We start from the raw sequence: 19,588 nt of genomic DNA on the forward strand, positions 1-19,588 counted from the left end.
GCCGCACGGCCTCGGGCGCCGCCGCCGGTCCGGGCACCCGGGGCGCGGGGCCGGTTCAGGCACCCGGGCCCCGGCGTCCGCGGCCCGCCCGCAGCAGTGCGGCGCCCGTCAGGAGCGCCGCGCCCGCCAGCGCGCCGAGGGCGGCGAGGGCCTCGGTGCGGGCGCCCGTCGCGGCGAGCACGGGGGGCCCGGCCGTGTCGGATGCCGCCCGGCGGATCACCTCGGTGACATCGTCCGGACGGGACATCATCGCCACGTGCGAGGAGTCGACCTCGACAGTGTGCGAACCGGCCCGCTCCGCCTCGAAGCGCTCCAGGTCGGGGGCGATGGCCCGGTCGTTCTTCGCGACGACGAACCAGGAGGGGATGGTCCGCCAGGCCGCCGGTCCCGCCTTCTCCTCGAAGGCCCGCGCGGCGATCGGGCGCTGTCCCGCGGCCATCACCCGGGTCTGTCCGGCGGCGAGATCGGCGGCGAAGACGGAATGGAACCGGTCGTTCCTGATGTACAGATCGCTGCCGCTGGTGGTGCCGTCGGTGTACGGGACGGGCCGGAGCGCGGGCTGGAGCGCGCTGCCGGTGAACTTCGCGGAGAGCGCGCCCAGGGTCTCGCCCTCGTCGGGCATGAAGGCCGAGACATAGACCAGGGCCTTGACGGCGGGGTTCCCGGCGGCGGCCCCGGTGATGACCGCGCCGCCGTAGGAGTGGCCGGCGAGGACGACGGGGCCCTCGATGCCCCGGAGGACCCCGGCGAGGGAGGCGGAGTCGCTGCTCAGTCCGCGCAGTGGGTTGGGCGGGGCGACGACCCGGTAGCCGTGGTGCCGGAGCCGTTCGACGACCTCGCTCCAGCCGGAGGCGTCGGCGAAGGCGCCGTGCACCAGGACGACGGTGGGCTTGGGGCCGCCCGCTCGCTCCTCTCCGGAGGGGGACACGGAGACGGAGGCGGAGGCCGCGGCGGGAGCGGCTGCTGTGCCGGCGGCGGTGGCGGCGAGGGCGAGGGTGAGACAGGAGACCCGCGCCAGGTTCGGGATACGGGCCGGCTGGGATATCCGGGATATCCGGGATATCCGGGATATCCGGCGTCCGGGGCGCGGGGCGGCGGCGGGGGCGGGCGGCACGGCCATGGGGTGCTCTTCTCTGCCGGAGGGCTCTCCCTCCCCAGCGTTCGCGCCCCGGTGCACGGCCGCGCGCTCCGCGCGCCGGGAGAGTGAAAACACCGGCTGTCCGGGTGAGCGCCACCCCTCCCGCTGCGCTCCGCCCGCCGTCCGATGGTTGTTCGACCGCCGTGGCGGGGAAGTCCGGTTCGAGGGATTTCCCCGGGTACGTGAACAACCAAGTCGCCACCGCCGCCGTCTTCGGAGACGGCGGCAGCGCCGGCGCAGGGCTCGAACGGGGAGGGGTGGGGCCGTGACCGTGCTCGCGGAACCAGTGTGGGCGGGGAAGCCCGTCGAGGGCCCGGCCGGGGGCGTCCAGCCGATACTCTCCGAGACCGGCATCGGCCACACCCTGAGCGTGGTGCTGCTCGGCGCGGCGCTGGTCGCCGTCGGGCTGACCTTCTTCCACCGTGCGCGGGTCTCCCCGGGCGTCCCGGCACGTAGAGTCGGCTGGGTGAAGCAGTCGCCCGCCACCCTGGTCCAGGAGTTCCACCGCGCCTTCGGTCTCGACACCCGGGCCGTCCCGGCGCAGGTCCCGCCGGAGCTCGCCGCCCACCGTCACGACCTGCTGGCCGAGGAGGTCGCCGAGGTCGAGGAGGTCGCCGTCCTCGGGCCGCTCGACAGCCTGGCGCACGAGCTGGCCGATGTGGTCTATGTCGCCTACGGCACCGCGCTCGTCCACGGCATCGACCTCGACGCGGTCCTCGCCGAGGTCCACCGGGCCAATATGTCCAAGCTGGGCCCCGACGGCACTCCCGTCCGCCGCGCGGACGGCAAGGTCCTCAAGGGCGACCACTACCAGCCCCCGGACGTGGCCGCGGTCCTGCGCCGCCAGGGCTGGGCGGCCCAGGACGCCTAGGGATTTTCTTTCGGATCGGGCCGGATCGGTGAGCGGGGTCCGGTGCCGTGGATCGCGAGGCGGAGGAGGGAGCCCACGCGGAGCGTCGGCGACCGGCGACAACGCGGCGAGGCGCGGTGCCGGGGCTCGCGAGCCCGGCACGATCCGAAAGAGACGACCTCGGGAGTTTTTTGCGTCTCAGGCCGTTTCCCCGGGATCAACGGCCTGCCCGGGACGACGGTGCCGCCGCGACCGATGCGTCCTGTTCCCGACGCCCGACGCCCGACGCCCGACGCCCGACGCCACGGAGCCGGCACCGTCCGGCTCCCCGGGAGTCCGGCGCGCCCGTGAACCCGGCCCCCATGCCCGCGAGACCCCGGCCGGTCAGGCCGTTCAGGGTTTGTTTATGCCCGCCGTGCATCGTTACCGCCACAGCAGACAGACAGAGGACGGCAGCCCGGACCCATCAGGTATCTCCATCCCAGGAGGGAAGAGCTCTGTGCGACACAGAACGAGAGGCGGCCGGCTCACCGCCGCCGCGATCAGCTTCCTGACACTCGGCGCTCTGGCGGCCGGCGTCACGCCCGCCTCCGCCGCGATGAGCGATGGCTATGTGCGAGGCTACGACACCTTCGCCGGGGACTGGGGCGACGAGGGAGAACTGCGCCACGGCCTCGGCGCGCACAACAACTCCAACGCCGTGTGCCTGTGGCAGAAGGTCCTCTGGGCGGAGGGCGCCCAGGAGAAGGACCTGTCCACCTTCGACCAGGCGGACATCGACGGGCACTTCGGGGAGAACACGGAGCACGCCACCAGGTCCCTGCAGTCCAGGTGGAAGCTGGACAATGACGGTGTGGTCGGCAACCTGACCTTCGGCCGCGCCGACAACAACCTCCGGTACGCCGGCGGCAGCGAGGGCCGGGGCGAGCAGCTCAATGTGACCTACCGCGGCCGGGACTGGAGCTTCGGTCTCCGGCGGGACGGCCAGGGCGTCTACTCCTTCTACGACGGCGCCGGACACCGGCGGGACGCCGGCTACGACGACAACACCTGCGACTGAGAGCACGGCTCCCGGAGACCGGAGAGCGCCGGTCCCGCCCGGTGGGCGGTGGGGCCGGCGCTCTTCCGCGGATCGCCCGCTCCCGGCCGGGGCCGGGGCGCGGATCACTCCGCGCCGTGGGACTCCCGCCACTCCGACGCCAGCATCGCGAAGTGCAGCTCGCCGCCCCACTCGCCCTTGAAGATCTCCGACTCCACGAAGTGGGCCTCCTTGCGGAGCCCCAGCCGCTCCATGACCCGCGCGGAGCCGGTGTTGCGCGGGTCGCAGCGGCCGATGATCCGGTGCAGGCCGAGCCGCTCGAACCCTATGCGGAGCATCTCCCGGGCCGCCTCCGTGGCATAGCCCCGGCCCCCGTGGTCCGGGTGGAAGACATAGCCGAACTCACCCTGCCGGTGCTCCTCGCTCCGCCAGACGAGCAGCACATATCCGATCACCGTGCCGTCCAGCTCGACGGCGGCCATCAGGCTGTCCTGCTCCTTGCGCAGGACGGTGAGCCGCTGCCGGAGAGCCAGCTCCCGGGCATTGTCCTCACGGGTGCGGGGCTCGTTGAAGAGGTAGCGGGCCACGTCGTCCCGGGATTCGAACGCGAACATGTCGTCCTCGTCGTCCGCGGTGAAGGGACGGAGGACCAGTCGTTCGGTCTTGATGGGGTCGACGAGTTCGAACATGCGCGGTCCTTGCGGGGTCGGTGGGCGCCCGGCGCCTGGCCGGAAACCGGGTACCGGATGAACGCACGGCCCGCTCAGCCGGTTCCCCCGGATCACAGCCCCCTGCGGCTCCGGTCGTTGACCTCCGCGACCCAGGCGCTGAGCAGCTCGGCCCGGGTGGCGGGCCCCAGATGCTCCGGCAGCACGTCCCACTCCCGTCCTCCGCCGAGCGGCCTGAGCTGGTACCGGCCCCCCACCTGCCCCATGACCCGCCCGACCCTCTCCGCGGAGGTGTCCTTCGCGACCTCCCCGGGCCCCGGCTCGTACGGCCGCGCCTCTTCGGTCATGCGGCACCGCCCCGGTGCGGATGAGCGGCGATCAGCGCGTTGACCTCCACCATCGACGCGGCGTCCCGCTGCGCCCGCGCGGTCTCCCGCTCCTCCCCGAGCACCCCGCACACCCGGCACCCGTCCACGGCCACGGGCTCGCTCCCGGCCCCGCCGAAGACGCGCGCCTCGGCGGCGAGCCGTGCGAGGGCGGCTTCGAGCCGGCGCGGGATGTCGTGCGAGGGTTCCGCGCATCCGCCGCGCGGGACCTGGCCGGGGGCGATGCCCCAGACCCCGCCGAGCCGTATGAGCGCGATCAGCTCGGTGATCTCGTCGGCGTGGATGGGCCGCGTCTGCCGCTGGACCGTGGCGCTCATGGTCGGTTGTCCTCTCCGCTCGGTACCCTCCGAGCCTCTCGCCCGCGGCAACGTGGGCACAGGGACGGAACGTCCCAGTTCCGCCCGGTTACCGGGTGGCGATGCCAAGGAACTCGGCGAGCCTGCGCAGCCCCGGAGGGTGCACCGTCCCGGCCCACAGGTCCCGTACGACGGACACCGCGTGGGTGTGATGGCGTATCCACCCCGGAGCCATCCGCCGCAGCGAGGTCAGCGCCTTCACCGCGCCTTCGGGGTTGCCGAGATCGGCGTGGGCGCGGGCCACGTCGAGGAGGAGCCAGGTGCGCCAGGACGGGGGAGTGTCGGCGCTGAGGCGCAGGCCCCGGGCGAGGGTGAGAGCCTCGTCCGGGCGGGCGTGCTGGACCGCCAGGCGGACGCGTTCGATACGGACGGACGACCGGCTGAAGACGGACACCATTCTGCTGTCCACCGGCGCCGGGAGCCTGCGCAGCCGGGCCGTCGCGTCCTCCGCCGCGCGCATCATGCCGTCGGCGGTGGTGTAGTCGCCGCCACGGGCGGCACTCGTGGCGGCGGACATCACCAGCCCGCCCCAGACACGCAGCCCCTCGGCGGACCCCCCGTGCTCGCGCTCCATGGTCTCCGCGGCGTGCAGTGCGAGCCGCTCGGCGTCCGGCAGCCGGTTCTGGCGCTGGTAGTTCCAGGCGACCGAGTTGCTGATCATGGGTGCCAGCAGCGGGTCGGCGGACTGCCGGGCGGCGGCCATGGCCCGTTCCAGCGCGGCGAGCGCCAGATCCGTCTTGCCCAGGCGGATGGCGAGATGCCCGCCGAGCTGGAGCGCCTTGCCCAGGGCCGCCTGCCCGGCGGCCCGCTGGTCGGCGCCGCCGACGGCCGCCAGGAAGCGGGCGTCCGCGATGATCCCCGGCAGCAGCTCCATCAGCGGGGCGAACTCCGCCCGGTGGTAGAGCGTCCAGGCGTCGGCGATCTCCGTCCGCAGGAGCGGCGCGGAGAGCCGGGCCGGTTCGGCCGGTTCGGGCGGGGGCGCGAACATCGGCGGGACGATGGCCCGGCGCACGGCGACCAGTTGGGGCGGGTCGGCCTCCCCGTTGGAGGGCACGCCGGGAGGGTCTCCCAGCAGCGCGGTCAGCTCCACCCCCAGCCCCCTGGCCAGGCTGTGCAGCGTGGGCAGCCGCGCGCTGTGCTTGCGCTGCTGCTCCAGTTTCCGGATCACATCCACGGATACGCCGGAACGCTCAGCCAGCCCCTCCTGTGTCTGCCCTGAGAGGCGCCGCAGCCGTCCCAGGCGGTCACCCAGGTGCTCGGTCATGCCGTAAGCGTACGGCCGCTTCCGGAGCCGTACGGTCAGTGGATCATGCTGTACGCCCGCCAGGGCGGCGCCCCCGGGGCGACCACGTCGGACGTGGTCGTCGGGATGTAGATCGAGTCCTCGCCGGAGCAGTCGTCCGTCGGGTACACCACGATGTCCACCAGGGTGTTGTTGTCGAAGAAGACCGCGCCCTCGTCGACCGTCTTGTGGCACCCCGTGACCGGGGGGTTCGACACCGTCAGATGGCGGCGGCCCGGGGTGTCGTAGTTGACGGTGCCCAGCGCGGACCGGCCGAGGCCGGAGCAGCCCGCGACGGTGAGGGTCAGAAGTGCCGCCCCGGCGGCACCGGCGAGGCGCCGGCGGTGGGTCACGGACATGGGCCGTCCTTGTCTGTGCGGGAAGGTGCGGGAACTCCCTGTTCACGATCACCCTGCCGGTCTTCGCCGGGGACGGCATCCGCTGGGCGACCGGCCGGGGTACGCCGGGCCGCCGGACGCCCCGGCCCGCCCGGCGTCCGAGGACGGACCCGCGCGCGGCACGCACCCGGGACCGGTCCCGGCGGCCCCCTCAGCCCCCGGGCGTCTCCCGTGGCGCCGGCCTCGCCCGGACGTGCATGCGCTCGCCCTGGCGGCCGAAGAGGCTGAGCACCTCCACCGGGCCCTCGCCCGTGGTGCCGAACCAGTGGGGCAGCCGGGTGTCGAACTCGGCGACCTCTCCCGGGCCGAGGATCAGATCGTGGTCGGCCAGCACCAGCCGCAGCCGCCCGGCGAGGACGTACAGCCACTCGTACCCCTCGTGCGTGACGACCTCCGGCGTGCTCCGGTCCCGCGGCAGGACCATCTTGAATGTCTGGAGCGGGCCGGGCTGCCGGGTCAGCGGCACCACCGTGCTGCCGTGCGCCCGCCGGGGGGTGAGCCGGACGCGGGGGTCGCCCACCTCCGGGGCGCCGACCAGCTCGTCCAGCGGCACCTGGTGGGCCCCCGAGATCGGCAGCAGCAGCTCCAGGCTGGGGCGGCGCTGCCCGGACTCCAGCCGGGACAGGGTGCTCTTCGAGATGCCGGTGGCCTCGGCGAGCGCGGCGAGGGTGACACCCCGCTCGGTGCGCAGGCGCTTGAGGCGGGGGCCGACCTCGGCCAGGGCCTTGGAGACGGCGGGAGTGTGGTCCATGCCCCCATTGCACCGCGCCGTCCCGATAATGGCAACAATGATTGCTGTTTCCGGCCCACGGGCGCAGCCTCACCGGCATGAACCACACAGACACGGTCACGGACATGTACGACGTCGTGGTGGCGGGCGGCGGCGCCGCCGGTCTCAGCGCCGCCCTGGTGCTGGCACGTGCCCGCCGCCGGGTGGCGGTCGTGGACGCCGGGGAGCCGCGCAACGCCCCGGCCGGGCAGATCCGGGGCTTCCTCTCCCGGGACGGCATGGCCCCCGCCGCGCTCCTGGAGGCGGGGCGCGCGGAGGCCGCCGGGTACGGGGCGCACCTGATCGACGGCACGGTCGACGAGATCACCCCGGCCGCCGGCGGAGGCTTCCTCGTCCGGCTCTCCGGCGGCCCCGTCCTCCCCGCCCGCCGGGTCCTCGTCGCCACCGGCCTCCGCGACGGACTCCCCGCGCTCCCCGGCGTGCGCGACCGCTGGGGCCGGGACGTCCTGCACTGCCCCTACTGCCACGGCCACGAGGTCCGCGACCGGCCCCTCGGGGTGCTCGCCACGGAGCCGCGCGCCGTGGACCAGGCCCTGCTCCTCCTCCAGTGGTCCGGTGACGTGACCCTCTTCACCCACACCCTGGAGCTCACCGGGGAGCAGCGCGAGCGCCTGGCCGCCCGCGAGGTCCGGATCGTCGGCGGCGAGGTCCGGCGGCTGATCACGGACAACGGCCCGCTGCGCGGGGTCGAACTCGCCGACGGCCGCACCGTCCCGCGCGACGCGGTCTTCGTGCAGCCGCGCATGGTGCCGCGCGACACCCTGCTGAGCGGACTGGGCTGCCCCGTCGACGACCAGGGGTGGACGGTCACCGACGCGTCGGGCCGCACCGGTGTCCCCGGGGTGTGGGCGGTGGGCAATGTCGCCGACCCCCGCTCGCAGGTGATCACCGCAGCCGGCATGGGATCGGCCGCCGCGATCGGCATCAACCACGGTCTGGTGGAGGAGGAGACCGCCCGCGCCGTCGCCCGCCGCCGGAGCGCCGCCCCGGCACGTGAGGAGTAGCCCGCCCGGGGGTCGTGCCCCGGTTGCCGGCGTGGTGTCCGTGACGCCCCCGCGCACGGGGTCGTTGGAGGCGTGTACGCGGGCTGCGCCCGTACTTCGCCATGTCACCTTTGGAGACGCTGTTGCTCGGCCAGGCCATGTCCGCGCCCCCCAAGCACGACTTCCGGAGCTATGCGGCTCCTTCACTCGGTTACGCGCTGTTCGCCACCCGCTGGCTCCAGGCCCCGCTGTACTTCGGCCTGGTGGCGGCGCAGGGCGTCTACGTCTACAAGTTCTTCAACGAGCTCTGGCATCTGATCCTGCATGTGATCAGCGGCCAGGTGAACGAGACCCACGTCATGCTCGCGGTGCTGAAGCTCGTCGACGTGGTGATGATCGCGAATCTGCTGATCATGGTCATTGTCGGCGGGTACGAGACCTTCGTCTCCCGTATCGGCCTCCAGGGCCACCGCGACCAGCCCGAGTGGCTGTCACACGTCAACTCCAATGTGCTGAAGGTCAAACTGGCCACGGCGATCGTCGGTATCTCCTCCGTCCACCTGCTCCAGATGTTCGTGGACGTGGACCACACCTCCCACCACTCACTGCTGTGGGGAACGGTGATCCATATGGCGTTCATCCTCTCGGCCGCGATCCTCGCCTATATGTCGGGCCCCATGGAGAGCGGCCACTCCGCCCACGGCCACCCGGCGGGCCGGCGGGCCACCCTGCCCTCCGGTGACCTCAATCTGCCGGAGCTGCCGGAGATCGGGGAGCTGCCCGAACTGCCACCGGGGGGACGGGGACCGACGCCCCCGGTCGTCCTGCGGGAGTTCATCCCCGCCCAGGGCAAGGGCACGCCCCGGGAGAGCGGTGAGGCCCGCGAGTCCCGCGACGGCGCGGGCGCGGAGGCCCGGATTCGCGCGGCCGGGTTCCCGGCCAGGAAGGTGCTGGAGGAGTTCGACGACGACCACCAGCGCTTCATCGACTGGGAGACCATCACCCGTCTGGGAACGGCGGAGTTCGTCGAGTCCCGGAGCAACGCCGTCTTCCTCGGCCCGCCCGGCACCGGCAAGACGCATCTGGCCATCGCCCTGGGCATGCGGGCCTGCCGGGCCGGGCACGAGGTCCTCTTCGCCACCGGCGCCGAGTGGGTGTCCCGCCTCACCGACGCCCGTGCCGCCGGCCGGCTCTCGGAGGAACTGGCCCGGCTCGACCGGTACGCCCTGCTGATCGTCGACGAGATCGGCTACAGCTCCTTCGACGCCGAGGCGACCCATCTGCTCTTCCGGCTCGTCTCCCACCGCTACGAACGGGCCTCGGTGGTCGTCACCAGCGATAAGCCCTTCGGCCGCTGGACCGATGTCTTCGGGGACACCCCGGTGACCTTCGCGATGATCGACCGCCTCGCCCACCACGCCGACGTGGTCACCCTGAAGGGCGACAGCTACCGCCTCCGGGGCCACGCCCTCGACCGATCCCTGACCTCGGCATCCGACCCCCACTGACCCGGACCCCCGATACCCGGAGCTGGCGCCATTGAGCCCGCCCGGCGTCTGGGGCCGGCTCTCGGCATCATCCGGCCTCTCCGGCGTCTGGGGCCGGCTCTCGGCATCATCCGGCCTCTCCGGCGTCTGGGGCCGGCTCTCGGCATCATCCGGCCTCTCCGGCGTTCGAGGACGGCTCTCGGCATCATCCAGCCCGTCCGGCGTTTGAGGACGGACCCCTGCCCCGGGGTGCCCACGCTCCGAAGGGCGGTCGGTTCCGGAGTCGTTCAGCCCGTCCGGCGTTTGAGGACGGACCCTCCGCCCCGGGGACCCGACGCCCGGGACCCGGCTCCCGGCTCCCGCCCCCGGCACCCACCCCACCCCCCCCGCGATACCCTTCCCCCCGACGGACGGAGGCACGCCGATATGCCGATCCGGGTGGTCGTCGCGGACGATCAGGCGCTGCTGCGCGGGAGCTTCCGGGTGCTGGTGGAGACCGCACCGGGGGTCGAGGTGGTCGGTGAGGCCGCGGACGGGGACGAGGCCGTCGCGCTGGCCGAGCGCGAGCGCCCCGATGTGGTGCTGATGGATGTGCGGATGCCGGGAACCGACGGCATCGAGGCGACCCGGCGCATCTGCGGGCCGGACGGACCCGCCGGGGTCCGGGTGCTCATCCTCACCATGTTCGACCTCGACACCTACGTGTACGCGGCGCTCCGCGCGGGCGCCAGCGGCTTCCTGCTCAAGGACACCCCGCCCGCCGAACTCCTCACCGCCATCGGGGTCGTCGCCGCCGGCGACGCGCTGCTCGCGCCGGGGATCACCCGCCGGCTGATCGCCGAGTTCGGGCGGCTGCCCGAGCGGCACGCGGACATCGCCGGTCTCCCGGCGGACCTGGGCGGGGTGACCGACCGGGAGCGGGAGGTGCTCGTCCTGGTGGCCCGGGGGCTCTCCAACGCCGAGATCGGCGGGCGGCTGCGGATCGGGCTGCCCACGGTGAAGTCCCATGTGAGCCGTCTGCTGGACAAGTTGGGGGCCCGCGACCGCGTCCAACTGGTGATCACGGCCTATGAGACGGGCCTGGTGGTGGCGGCTCCGCGCTGAGCGGCCCGCCCGTACGGCAGCCGGGCCACCACCCGGAACCCGCCCCGGTCGGCGGGGCCCGCCGTGAGGCTGCCGCCGTAGAGCGCGGCCCGCTCCCGCATCCCGATGAGACCGTGACCGCCACCCCCGGCCACCCCGGTTCCGGTTCCGGTTCCGGGGCTTCCGGGACCGTCGTCGGTGACCTCCACCCGTACCTCCCCGTCGCCGCCCAGGACCGACACCCGGCAGCGCGCGGCCGGGGCGTGCCGGGCGACATTCGTCAGCGCCTCCTGCACGATCCGGTACACCGAGAGCCCCACCCCCTCCGGCACGCCCTCCGCCCCCGCCACCTCCGCGGTGACCCGGACCCCGGCCGCCTCCGCCCGCCGGATCAGCCCGGGGAGGGCGGGCACCCCCGGGGCGGGGCTCAGTTCGGGGCCGTTCTCCGGGGGCCCCGCGCTCTCCGAGCGCAGGACGCCGAGGAGATGGCGCATCTCGGTCAGCGCGCCCCGGCTGGTGGACTCGATGATCCTCAGGGCGTCCCGCGCCTCCTGCGGCCGGGCCTCGGCCACATGGTTGGCGACCCCCGCCTTGATCGCGATCAGCCCCATGCTGTGGGTGACGATGTCGTGCAGCTCGCGCGCGATCCGCAGCCGTTCCTCCACCACCGCGCGGGCCGCGAGCTGCCGCGCCGAGCGCTCGGCGAAGGCGCGCCGCTCGGCCACCGCGCGCCCGATCGTCCAGGTCCCGCCCAGCACCCCCGCCGCCGACAGCACCCGCACCGGATCGAACCCCCCGGTCTCCGACGCCCCCGTCGCGGTCAGCCCGAACATCCCGGCCGCGCCCAGCGCGGCGATGGCCGGTGTCGGCAGCCAGCGGCGGGGCGGCTGGGTGACGGCGACCGTGTAGAGCGCGAAGGCCGGGGCGGCGAAGAGGGTCCGCGCGCCCAGCCACACCTCCGCGACCAGCGACACCCCCAGCACCACCCAGAACACCGGCACGGGCCACAGCCGCCTGACGGCGGCCGGCCCGCCCGCCCCCAGCGCGATCAGTACCTGTGCCCACGCGGGCCAGCCGGAGTCCCGGGCGGCCGGTACGGCCACGGCGGTGAACACCACCGCGGCGAGGGCGTCGAACGCGATCAGCCGCCGCCCGGTCAGCGGCTGGGCGAACAGGGTGCGCGGTCCGGAGTCGTCCACCCGGCGACGGTATCCGGACCCGCGGCGGCCGCACCTCCTGCCGGGGGATGTCATACGGCGGCCCGATGCGCCGCGCGTCCGCCCGCCCGAGCATGGCGGCCATGATCGAAGTCAATCGGCTGACCAAACGGTACGGGCGGACCTCCGCCGTCGACGGGCTGTCCTTCCGGGCCCGGCCGGGCAGGGTGACCGGGTTCCTCGGCCCCAACGGGGCGGGCAAGTCCACCACCATGCGGGTCGTTCTCGGGCTCGACGTCCCCACGTCGGGCGGGGCCACCGTCGACGGCACCCCCTACGCGGCGCTGGACCGCCCGATGACCCGGGTGGGCGCGCTGCTGGACGCGAGCGCGGTGCACGGAGGCCGGAGCGCGGTCGCCCATCTGCGCTGGCTCGCCCGGACCCACCGCATCGGCAGGGCCAGGGTCGACGCCGTTCTCGGCCGGACCGGGCTCGCCGACGTGGCGTCCAGGAAGATCCGCACCTTCTCGCTGGGGATGCGGCAGCGCCTGGGCATCGCCGCCGCCCTGCTCGGCGATCCGGGTGTGCTGATCTTCGACGAGCCGGTGAACGGGCTCGACCCCGACGGTGTCCGCTGGTTCCGCGAGCAGATGCGGGCCCTGGCCGGCGAGGGCCGCACCGTCCTGGTCTCCAGCCATCTGATGAGCGAGATGGAGCTGACCGCCGACCGTCTGGTCGTCATCGGGCGCGGACGGCTGATCGCCGACACCTCGGTCACCGAGCTGACCGAGCGCTTCGGCAAGGGCGTCCTCGTCCGGTCCCCGCGCGCGGCGGAGCTGGCGACCGTCCTGGAGAACGCGGGGGCGGGGGTGGTGCGGGAGCCGGGGAGCGACCGGCTGACCGTGACGCGGATGGAGGTCTCCGGCATCGGCGACCTGGCCGCCGCGCACCGGATCGCCGTGTGGGAGGTGACCCCGCGCACCGCGTCCCTGGAGGAGGCGTACATGGAGCTGACCGCGGGCGCCGCCGATCACCGTGCGACGGAGGCGGCGCGATGAGCCCGGCCCCGGTGAGCGGGACCCGCGCGAGCGGGACCGCCGATGTGTTCGCGGCCGAGTGGCTGAAGCTGCGCACCGTACGCTCCACGGCCCATCTGCTCGGCACGGTGGCCGTCGCCGTGGCCCTGGCCTGTGTGCTCGCGGCCTCGATCGCGGGCACCTGGGACGGGCTCTCCGGCGCGGAGCGGGAAGGGGTGGCCCTCTCGCCGCTCGAACCGCTGGTGGCGGTGGTCGCGCAGATCGCGCTGGCGGTGCTGGGCACGCTGACGATCACCTCGGAGTACGCCACCGGGATGATCCGGACCACGGTCGTCGCGGTCCCCGGCCGGGTGCGGCTGCTCGGCGCCAAGGCCGGGGTCGTCGGGGTCACCGGTCTGGCCGCCGGGCTGGCCGGTGTGTTCACGACCTCCTGGCTCACCCGGGCGATCGTCGGTGACCGGCCCGTCCCCTTCTTCTCCGACGAGTCGTCCCACACCCCGGGCCTGCTGTTCGCCCTGAGCGCCTCGGTGATGGCGCTCGCCCTGCTGGGCCTCGGTCTCGGTGCGCTGCTCCGCTCCACGACCGGGGCGGTGGTGACCGTGGTCGTGCTGCTGTACGTGGGGCCGCTGCTCACCCAGCATCTGCCGGGCCTCTGGGGCGACCGGGTCACCTCCCTGCTGCCGGGGAGCCTCCCCGGCCAGCTCGCGGGCACCGGCAACGACGACAGCGTCTACGGCGCGGTGCTGCCGCCGTGGGCCGCCGCCGCCGTGCTCTGTCTGTACGCCCTGCTGCCCCTGGCCGTCGCGGCGGTACGGATGCGGGGGCGGGACATCGCCGGACGCTAATGTGTAAGGCATGAATAGGAATAGTGACTCTTACCGTCGGGATGGCGACCCCTATGAACTCCGGGTGGGCGTCCCGGCGGTCGAGCTGTACGGGCGGCTGCGCGGCGCCGCCGGTCTCACCGTCTGGCCGGTCGAGGCGGCGGTGATCGGGCTGCCCGCCACCTGGCACGGCGTCACCGTGCACCACGGCGGCGAGACGGTCGGGATGGGGCGGATCGTCGGGGACGGGGGGTGCTTCTTCCAGGTCGTCGACATCTGCGTCCTCCCGGAGCACCAGGGCCGCGGCCTGGGTAAACGGATCATGGCCGAGCTGACCGGGGAGCTGGAGCGGCGGGCCCCCGCCGGGGCGTATGTCTCGCTCATCGCCGACGGGGAGGCCCGCCGGCTGTACGCGCGGTACGGCTTCACGGAGACCGCGCCCGCGTCGGTGGGGATGCACCGAAGAGTGTGACGCTCCGTCAGCGGGGTTGCCGTGGCGCTACGTTGGCACCACTTGGGCTTGTGGTGGCGCTAGTGTGATGCCATAGTGGCGCTATGGATCTCCCCCGCCCGGTGGCGCCACCCCGGGCCCCCGGCGGCTTCCGGCCGCGGCTGCCACCGCCCGCCGGGCCCGGCCCGCCCGGGCGGTCGCTTCCGGCCCGCCGGGGCCCGGTCACCGGCGCCGCCCGCGACCCCGGGGGCGATCCGTCACCGGCCTATCACCGGCCCTGCGGACCGCCCCCGTTGACCGGCCCGCGGGCCGCGCCCACCATTCCCGTACAGGAGGACACCATGCGTCAGGAACCCCGCACCGCCGCCCCCGCCGCCGGGGAGAACCCCGCGTTACCCGACGACGAGCCGCTCACCCTTCCGGCCGACCGGACCGAGGGCTGCCCCTTCGATCCGCCCGCCGCGCTGGCCCGGCTGCGCGAGGAGCAGCCGCTGCGCCGGCTGCGCTACGACGACGGACACGTGGGCTGGCTGGGCACCGGGCACGCCACCGTCCGGGCGATACTCGCCGACCCCCGCTTCAGCTCACGGCTCGAACTGATGCACAACCCGTTCCCGGGGCTCGCGGTCGGTGAGCTGCCCGCGGCGCCGATCGGCGACCTCACCGGCGTCGACCCGCCCGAGCACACCCGCTACCGGCGCCTGCTCGCGGGCAAGTTCACGGTCCGCCGGATGCGGGCGCTCACCGAGCGGGTCGAGGAGATCACCGCCGAACATCTCGACGCCATGGAGCGCCACGGCCCCGGGCTCGATCTGGTGGGGATGTACGCGCACCCCATTCCGGCGCTGATGATCTGCGAACTGCTGGGTGTGCCCCCGTCCGAGCGGGACGAGTTCAAGCGTCTCGCCGCCGAGGTGAGCGGCACCGGCGCGACCATCGACGAGATGATGACCGCGTTCGCCGCGCTGACGGAGTACGTCCGGGAACTGGTCGCGGCAAAGCGCGCCCACCCCACCGACGACCTGCTCAGCGATCTCACCACCACCGACCTGACCGAGGAGGAACTCGCCGGTATCGGCGGCTTCCTGCTCGCCGCCGGGCTCGACACCACCGCCAATATGCTCGCGCTCGGCACCTTCGCCCTGTTGAGCAACCCCGCCCAGGCCGCCGCCCTGCGCGCCGATCCCGGTCTCGCCGAGACGGCCGTCGAGGAGCTGATGCGCTATCTGAGCATCGCCCACACCGGGGTGCGCGCGGCCCTGGAGGATGTCGAGATCGACGGCCGGCTGATCAGGGCGGGCGAGTCCGTCACCATCGCGCTGGGCGCCGCCAACCGCGACCCGGAGCGCTTCCCCGACCCCGACACCCTCGATGTGCGGCGCCGGGCCACCGGCCATCTGGCCTTCGGCCACGGCATCCACCAGTGCCTGGGGCAGCAACTGGCCCGGGTCGAGATGCGGGTGGCCTTCCCCGCCCTCCTCACCCGCTTCCCGGGGCTGCGCCTCGCCGTCCCGCCGGAGGAGGTGCCGCTGCGCGGCGGCCCGGGGCTGTACGGGGTGCAGCGGCTCCCCGTCACCTGGGACGAGGAGTAGGCGATGGGGCTCGCCGTCGACCGTGAGCGGTGTGTCGGCGCGGGGATGTGCGCGCTGACCGCCCCCGAGGTGTTCGACCAGGACGACGAGGACGGCCGGGTGCTCCTCCTGGACCCCGCCCCGCCCGCCGCCCGTCTCGGCGCGGTCCGTCTCGCCGCGGGCTCCTGCCCCGCCGGGGCGATCCTCCTCCCGGACATCACCTCTCGATAGCCCGGCAGGGGGCCGGACGGCCGGTCAGACCGGCACCGGTGACTGCCCGGCGGTGTGCCGGAGCCGCTCCCGGTAGCCGGCGAGGCGGCTGGTGCGGCCGATGGTCAGCGCGCCGATCAGCCGGCCGTGGCGGTGGTAGGCGATCTCCAGCCGCCGTGCCCCCTCGTCGAGTTCGAGGACCTCGGTGGTGTCCGCGAGCGCGGGCAGCCCCACCGAGCGGAGCCGGGTGCCGTGCAGATCCGACCAGAAGGACGGGATGCTGTCGAACGGCTGCGGACGCTCCGGCTGGAGGAGGGTGCGGGCCGCGGCCTCGCCCTGTTCGGCGGCGTTGGTCCAGTGGCCGAGCAGCAGCGGGGTGCCCCCGGCGAGCGCGTACGGCGCCCGGACCACATCGCCCGCCGCCACCACGTCGGGGACGACGCTCCCGTCGGGGCGGAGCGCGCGGAGATACGGGTCGCAGCGCAGCCCGGCGCCGGTGTCGAGCCCCGAGTCCGCGAGCCAGCCGGTGGCGGGCTCGGCACCGAGCGCCAGTACCGCCGTCTCGGCCGGGAGCCGGGAGCCGTCGGAGAGCGTGACCCCGGTGAGCCGGCCCTCCCGGGAGGTGAACGCGGTGACCGTGGTGCGGGTCCGCAGATCGATCCCCGCCGCCCGGTGCAGACCGGCCACGAACGCCCCGCCCTCGGCGCCGATCGGCCCCGCCAGGGGCTGCGCCGCCGCCTCCACCAGGGTGACCTCGGCGCCTCGCGCGCGCGCGGCGGCGGCGATCTCGCCGCCGAGGAACCCGGCGCCGACGACCACCACGGGCCGGCCGGGGAGCAGCCGCTCCCGCAGCCGCGCCGCGTCGTCCCGGCCGCGCAGGGTCAGCACCCCGGCCGGTGGCCGGGGAAAGGCCTCGGGCCAGGCGCGGGCCGTCGCCCCGGTGGCGATCAGCACCCCGTCGTACGGAATCCGGGTGCCGTCGGCGAGGGTGACGGTGTGCGCGTCCGGGTCGAGCCCGGTGGCGGGCCGGCCCAGCAGCCACCGCGCGTCCAGCGCCGCCGGCAGCGGCAGCGCGGTGTCGGGGGGCTGCTCGGCGTCGGAGGTGAGCACCGCCTTGGAGAGCGGCGGACGGTCGTACGGGAGGTGCTCCTCGGCGCCGATCAGGGTCAGACCGCCGGTGAATCCCTGGCCGCGCAGGGCCTCGGCCGCCCGCAGCCCGGCGAGGGATGCGCCCACGATCACCAGGTGCTCGCGGACCGGGCTCACCGGACGGCCGGGGCTGCGGAGAGGGTGATGGCGCGGACCGGGCACGCGGACGCGGCCTTCTCGACCTTGTCGCGCAGGGCCTCGGGTGCGGTGGCCTCGTGCACGAGGTAGTCGTCGTCGTCGAACGAGAACACCTCGGGCGCCGCGAAGACGCACTGCCCGTGGCTCTCGCAGACCTTCATGTCCACGGTGATCTGCATGGGGTGCTCCGGTGGGAGGGTGCGGATGGGTGCCGCCCGGCGGCGGGGCTTCAGCGCACCGGGGGGTTGAAGCGGGAGTACGCGGGGTCGCTCCAGCGCAGCGGGGAGGCGGCGGAGATCTCCCGTACCGCCTCGACGGAGAACTCGACCAGGCGCTGGGCGCCCGGGACGCGGGCGGTCTCCTCCGGGTCCCACACGGTGTGCGCCGTGCCGGACAGATGGAGGGTGGAGCCGGTCGCCCAGTCGGGCAGGACGATTCCGGCGGCCGGGTTCAGCGCCAGATTGCCCAGCGTCAGGAACATGGCGTTGCCCGTGTAGTCGGGCCAGCGCAGCCGCGTGGGGGACAGCACCTCGACGAAGCCGGGGTTGCCGCCCCGGTGGGAGGCGTCGGTGTCCCCCCGGTCCGACGCGGTGGCGATGAAGAAGGTGTCCGCCGCGCGGACGGCGCGCCGCTGGGCCTCGTCGAGCGCGTCGCTGTCGGTCACGGTGCGCGCTCCGGCGCCGCCGCCGGCCGGGCCGGCGGTGTGCGGGGCCCTTTTCTGGATGTACTTGGGGCAGTTGGCGATGACCTGGTCGAGGTCGACCCTCAGTCCGTCGCCGTCCCGGACCGCCCGGCCGTTGATCCGCATTCTGCGCCGGGTCGCGGGCTCGATGGCGATCATGCCGAGCGGTACGGCCCCGCCGGCCGGCCCGGCCCCGGTCAGCAGGTGCGCCAGGGGGTCCTCGGGGATGGGCAGGGTGCCGATGGTGAGGACCCGGGGCGTGGCCGCCCGGAGGAATCCGGGCGGCCCCGTCAGCTGTGTGGCCCAGATGCGGCCCGTGGTGTCGGTGCCCCCGACAACGATCATCGGCTGTTCGGCGAGGAATGCCGCGGCGATCTCGGGGATGGCGTCGTTGATGGCGCCGAGCGAGGACTTCGCGTGGTCGAGGAGGCCCGCGCGGTCCTGTACGGCTGCCTCGCCCCGGTGGTAGTCGGCCACGGCATTCCCTTCCGGTCGTGCGCTGTGATGTCTCTCGCGCTGCTGTCTAGAAGAAGCCGCAGGTCGGCGCGCCCGGGGTGGGGGCGTCGGCCGGGTCGGCGCCGGTGGGCGCGTAGATCTCCAGCCGGATGCCGTCGGGGTCGGTGAAGAAGATCCCGCCGGAGGTGCCGGCCTCGCCGTGCGGAACCACTCCGTCGTAGGTGAACTCCGCGCCGAGGCCGCGCAGCACCTCGGCCGTGGCGTTGACCGCCTCGATGGACTCCACCTGGAAGGAGAGGTGGTGCAGACCGGGGGCGTCGGTGCGGAAGGCGCCCTCGCTCTGCTGCCAGAGGGTGACGAGGAGCTGGTTGTCGCGGCCCAGGAAGGCCCAGCGCCGGCCCTCCTCCTTGCCCTCGGCGATCACCCCGAAGTCGAAGACCTCGCGGTAGAAGGCGAGCGAGCGGTCCAGGTCCGTGACGTTCAGCCCGACGTGACCGGTCTGCAGGGTTGTGGCCTTGCTCATCTTCGTCCCATGCCCTCCGTAGGGGTTACGGGACATCCCCGTAACCGGTGAAAATGACTTTAGGGGTTAGGTAGCGGGAGCGCAACCGGTAATCTTGTTGTGACCGGTTAGTGTGGATAGAGGGGAGCGCGAGACACGCGACTTCCCGCCAAGGAAGGACGTTCCGTGCCGCGACCCTTTGAGGCGGACCCCCGTCCGCTGACCGGCGAGCCGCTCGCCATTGACCTGCTCAACACCCGCTGGATCGACGCCACGGGCCCGCATGACCTGCTGGATTCCCTTGAGGGGCTGACGATCTGGCTGGCCGGCGACGCCGCGGGCGAGGCCCTGCGCGACCATCGGATTCCAGCCGATGAGCACACCCTGCGGTATCTGCTGGAAGCGCGCACGGCACTCGAAACCCTCATCACGGCCACCCCGCCCTACCCAGCCGAGGCGGTCGCCGCGCTCAACGCCGTCCTGGCGCACGGGGCCGTCCGGCACACCCTCGGCCCGGAGGGCCCCGAGATCGGCGTCGAGCTGGACGAGCCGTCCTGGCGGCCCGCCTGGACCGCCGCCGACAACTACCTGGGGCTGCTCGCCGACCGCCCCGCGCGCATCCGCCCCTGCGCCAACCCCCAGTGCGTGCTGCACTTCTACGACGTCTCCAAGAACGGCACCCGGCGCTGGTGCTCCATGGCGGGCTGCGGCAACCGCGCCAAGGCACTGCGGCACTACGCCCGGCACCTCCAGGACGGGGAGAAGGGCGCGGCGGACCGGGAGGGCCGGGACGCGCCGGCGAAGAGCCCCGCCGCGCGGGACTGACACGGCGGCCCGGGGAGAACGCGCCTCTCCCCGGGCCGCTCCGGCCCGGCACCGGCCGCTCCGGCCCGGCACCGGCCGCTCCGGCCCGGCACCGGCCGCTCCGGCCCGGCACCGGCCGCTCCGGCC

Annotated in this window: 23 protein-coding genes; 11 read left to right on the forward strand and 12 right to left on the reverse strand. The window is 74.1% G+C overall.

The window, feature by feature from the left end; translation table 11 throughout:
- Positions 1-55 precede the first annotated feature (55 nt).
- Complete coding sequence (locus tag ABT122_RS23830; RefSeq protein WP_351555750.1) at positions 56-1,120, reverse strand: alpha/beta fold hydrolase; 1,065 nt, start codon at positions 1,118-1,120, stop codon at positions 56-58.
- Between the two features lie 484 nt (positions 1,121-1,604).
- Here ABT122_RS23830 and ABT122_RS23835 point away from each other — a divergent pair, with 484 nt between their 5' ends.
- Together ABT122_RS23835 and ABT122_RS23840 are read left to right on the forward strand one after the other, a co-directional pair.
- Positions 1,605-2,009, forward strand: coding sequence for a pyrophosphohydrolase domain-containing protein (locus ABT122_RS23835; RefSeq protein ID WP_351555813.1), 405 nt, complete (start codon positions 1,605-1,607; stop codon positions 2,007-2,009).
- Between the two features lie 478 nt (positions 2,010-2,487).
- Complete coding sequence (locus tag ABT122_RS23840) at positions 2,488-3,048, forward strand: peptidoglycan-binding domain-containing protein (RefSeq protein ID WP_351555753.1); 561 nt, start codon at positions 2,488-2,490, stop codon at positions 3,046-3,048.
- A gap of 104 nt (positions 3,049-3,152) precedes the next feature.
- On the opposite strand, the gene ABT122_RS23845 is transcribed toward ABT122_RS23840, so the two are convergent.
- The 6 genes from ABT122_RS23845 to ABT122_RS23870 form a co-directional block, all read right to left on the reverse strand.
- Positions 3,153-3,716, reverse strand: coding sequence for a GNAT family N-acetyltransferase (locus ABT122_RS23845; protein WP_351555756.1), 564 nt, complete (start codon positions 3,714-3,716; stop codon positions 3,153-3,155).
- Between the two features lie 92 nt (positions 3,717-3,808).
- Positions 3,809-4,042 (reverse strand): hypothetical protein, encoded by a 234-nt coding sequence (locus ABT122_RS23850; RefSeq protein ID WP_351555759.1) that lies wholly within the window; start codon positions 4,040-4,042, stop codon positions 3,809-3,811.
- Entirely contained in the window at positions 4,039-4,398 is a 360-nt protein-coding gene (locus tag ABT122_RS23855; protein WP_351555762.1) for a hypothetical protein, read from the reverse strand. Before ABT122_RS23855 ends, ABT122_RS23850 begins: the two co-directional genes overlap by 4 nt.
- An 88-nt stretch (positions 4,399-4,486) precedes the next feature.
- Positions 4,487-5,701 (reverse strand): helix-turn-helix domain-containing protein, encoded by a 1,215-nt coding sequence (locus ABT122_RS23860; RefSeq protein WP_351555765.1) that lies wholly within the window; start codon positions 5,699-5,701, stop codon positions 4,487-4,489.
- 35 nt (positions 5,702-5,736) lie between these two features.
- Positions 5,737-6,078: a hypothetical protein gene (locus ABT122_RS23865; protein WP_351555768.1), complete on the reverse strand. Its 342-nt coding sequence runs from the start codon at positions 6,076-6,078 to the stop codon at positions 5,737-5,739.
- A 190-nt stretch (positions 6,079-6,268) separates the two neighbouring features.
- Positions 6,269-6,868: a helix-turn-helix domain-containing protein gene (locus tag ABT122_RS23870; protein WP_351555771.1), complete on the reverse strand. Its 600-nt coding sequence runs from the start codon at positions 6,866-6,868 to the stop codon at positions 6,269-6,271.
- 77 nt (positions 6,869-6,945) lie between these two features.
- Here ABT122_RS23870 and ABT122_RS23875 point away from each other — a divergent pair, with 77 nt between their 5' ends.
- The 3 genes from ABT122_RS23875 (at position 6,946) to ABT122_RS23885 (ending at position 10,481) form a co-directional block, all read left to right on the forward strand.
- The gene (locus ABT122_RS23875) at positions 6,946-7,911 is read left to right on the forward strand and encodes an NAD(P)/FAD-dependent oxidoreductase (protein ID WP_351555774.1); all 966 of its coding nucleotides are present in this window, start codon (positions 6,946-6,948) and stop codon (positions 7,909-7,911) included.
- A gap of 137 nt (positions 7,912-8,048) precedes the next feature.
- Positions 8,049-9,398, forward strand: coding sequence for an IS21-like element helper ATPase IstB (gene istB, locus ABT122_RS23880; RefSeq protein ID WP_351555816.1), 1,350 nt, complete (start codon positions 8,049-8,051; stop codon positions 9,396-9,398).
- Between the two features lie 405 nt (positions 9,399-9,803).
- Positions 9,804-10,481, forward strand: a complete 678-nt coding sequence (locus ABT122_RS23885; RefSeq protein WP_351555777.1) for a response regulator — start codon at positions 9,804-9,806, stop codon at positions 10,479-10,481.
- On the opposite strand, the gene ABT122_RS23890 is transcribed toward ABT122_RS23885, so the two are convergent.
- A complete protein-coding gene (locus ABT122_RS23890) occupies positions 10,445-11,659 on the reverse strand; it encodes a sensor histidine kinase (protein WP_351555779.1) in 1,215 nt (404 codons plus the stop codon). The two genes, ABT122_RS23885 and ABT122_RS23890, sit on opposite strands and share 37 nt — an antisense overlap.
- Positions 11,660-11,760: 101 nt before the next feature.
- Between ABT122_RS23890 and ABT122_RS23895 the strand changes: the two genes are divergently transcribed.
- The 5 genes from ABT122_RS23895 to ABT122_RS23915 all read left to right on the forward strand — a co-directional run bounded on the left by ABT122_RS23895 (position 11,761) and on the right by ABT122_RS23915 (position 15,731).
- Positions 11,761-12,675 carry an ABC transporter ATP-binding protein gene (locus tag ABT122_RS23895; RefSeq protein WP_351555782.1) on the forward strand — a complete coding sequence of 305 codons (915 nt, stop codon included), beginning with the start codon at positions 11,761-11,763 and terminating at the stop codon, positions 12,673-12,675.
- Complete coding sequence (locus ABT122_RS23900) at positions 12,672-13,499, forward strand: ABC transporter permease (protein WP_351555785.1); 828 nt, start codon at positions 12,672-12,674, stop codon at positions 13,497-13,499. The genes ABT122_RS23895 and ABT122_RS23900 overlap by 4 nt, the downstream gene beginning before the upstream one ends.
- Positions 13,500-13,509: 10 nt before the next feature.
- Positions 13,510-13,950: a GNAT family N-acetyltransferase gene (locus ABT122_RS23905; protein WP_351555787.1), complete on the forward strand. Its 441-nt coding sequence runs from the start codon at positions 13,510-13,512 to the stop codon at positions 13,948-13,950.
- A 320-nt stretch (positions 13,951-14,270) separates the two neighbouring features.
- Complete coding sequence (locus ABT122_RS23910; RefSeq protein WP_351555790.1) at positions 14,271-15,521, forward strand: cytochrome P450; 1,251 nt, start codon at positions 14,271-14,273, stop codon at positions 15,519-15,521.
- Positions 15,522-15,524: 3 nt separating this feature from the next.
- Positions 15,525-15,731: a ferredoxin gene (locus tag ABT122_RS23915; RefSeq protein WP_351555793.1), complete on the forward strand. Its 207-nt coding sequence runs from the start codon at positions 15,525-15,527 to the stop codon at positions 15,729-15,731.
- Between the two features lie 24 nt (positions 15,732-15,755).
- Here ABT122_RS23915 and ABT122_RS23920 read toward each other — a convergent pair whose 3' ends face one another.
- The 4 genes from ABT122_RS23920 to ABT122_RS23935 are packed head-to-tail and all read right to left on the reverse strand — an operon-like array spanning position 15,756 to position 18,658.
- Positions 15,756-16,976: an NAD(P)/FAD-dependent oxidoreductase gene (locus ABT122_RS23920; protein WP_351555796.1), complete on the reverse strand. Its 1,221-nt coding sequence runs from the start codon at positions 16,974-16,976 to the stop codon at positions 15,756-15,758.
- Positions 16,973-17,176 carry a ferredoxin gene (locus ABT122_RS23925; protein WP_351555799.1) on the reverse strand — a complete coding sequence of 68 codons (204 nt, stop codon included), beginning with the start codon at positions 17,174-17,176 and terminating at the stop codon, positions 16,973-16,975. The genes ABT122_RS23920 and ABT122_RS23925 overlap by 4 nt, the downstream gene beginning before the upstream one ends.
- Positions 17,177-17,226: 50 nt before the next feature.
- A complete protein-coding gene (locus tag ABT122_RS23930; protein ID WP_351555802.1) occupies positions 17,227-18,156 on the reverse strand; it encodes a pyridoxamine 5'-phosphate oxidase family protein in 930 nt (309 codons plus the stop codon).
- Between the two features lie 46 nt (positions 18,157-18,202).
- On the reverse strand, positions 18,203-18,658 hold the full coding sequence (locus tag ABT122_RS23935) for a VOC family protein (protein WP_351555805.1): 456 nt from the start codon (positions 18,656-18,658) through the stop codon (positions 18,203-18,205).
- Positions 18,659-18,823: 165 nt separating this feature from the next.
- Between ABT122_RS23935 and ABT122_RS23940 the strand changes: the two genes are divergently transcribed.
- Positions 18,824-19,462, forward strand: a complete 639-nt coding sequence (locus tag ABT122_RS23940) for a CGNR zinc finger domain-containing protein (RefSeq protein WP_351555807.1) — start codon at positions 18,824-18,826, stop codon at positions 19,460-19,462.
- Positions 19,463-19,588 lie beyond the last annotated feature (126 nt).

The sequence above is a fragment of the Streptomyces sp. NPDC001985 genome, assembly GCF_040296845.1.
Lineage (GTDB): Bacteria > Actinomycetota > Actinomycetes > Streptomycetales > Streptomycetaceae > Streptomyces.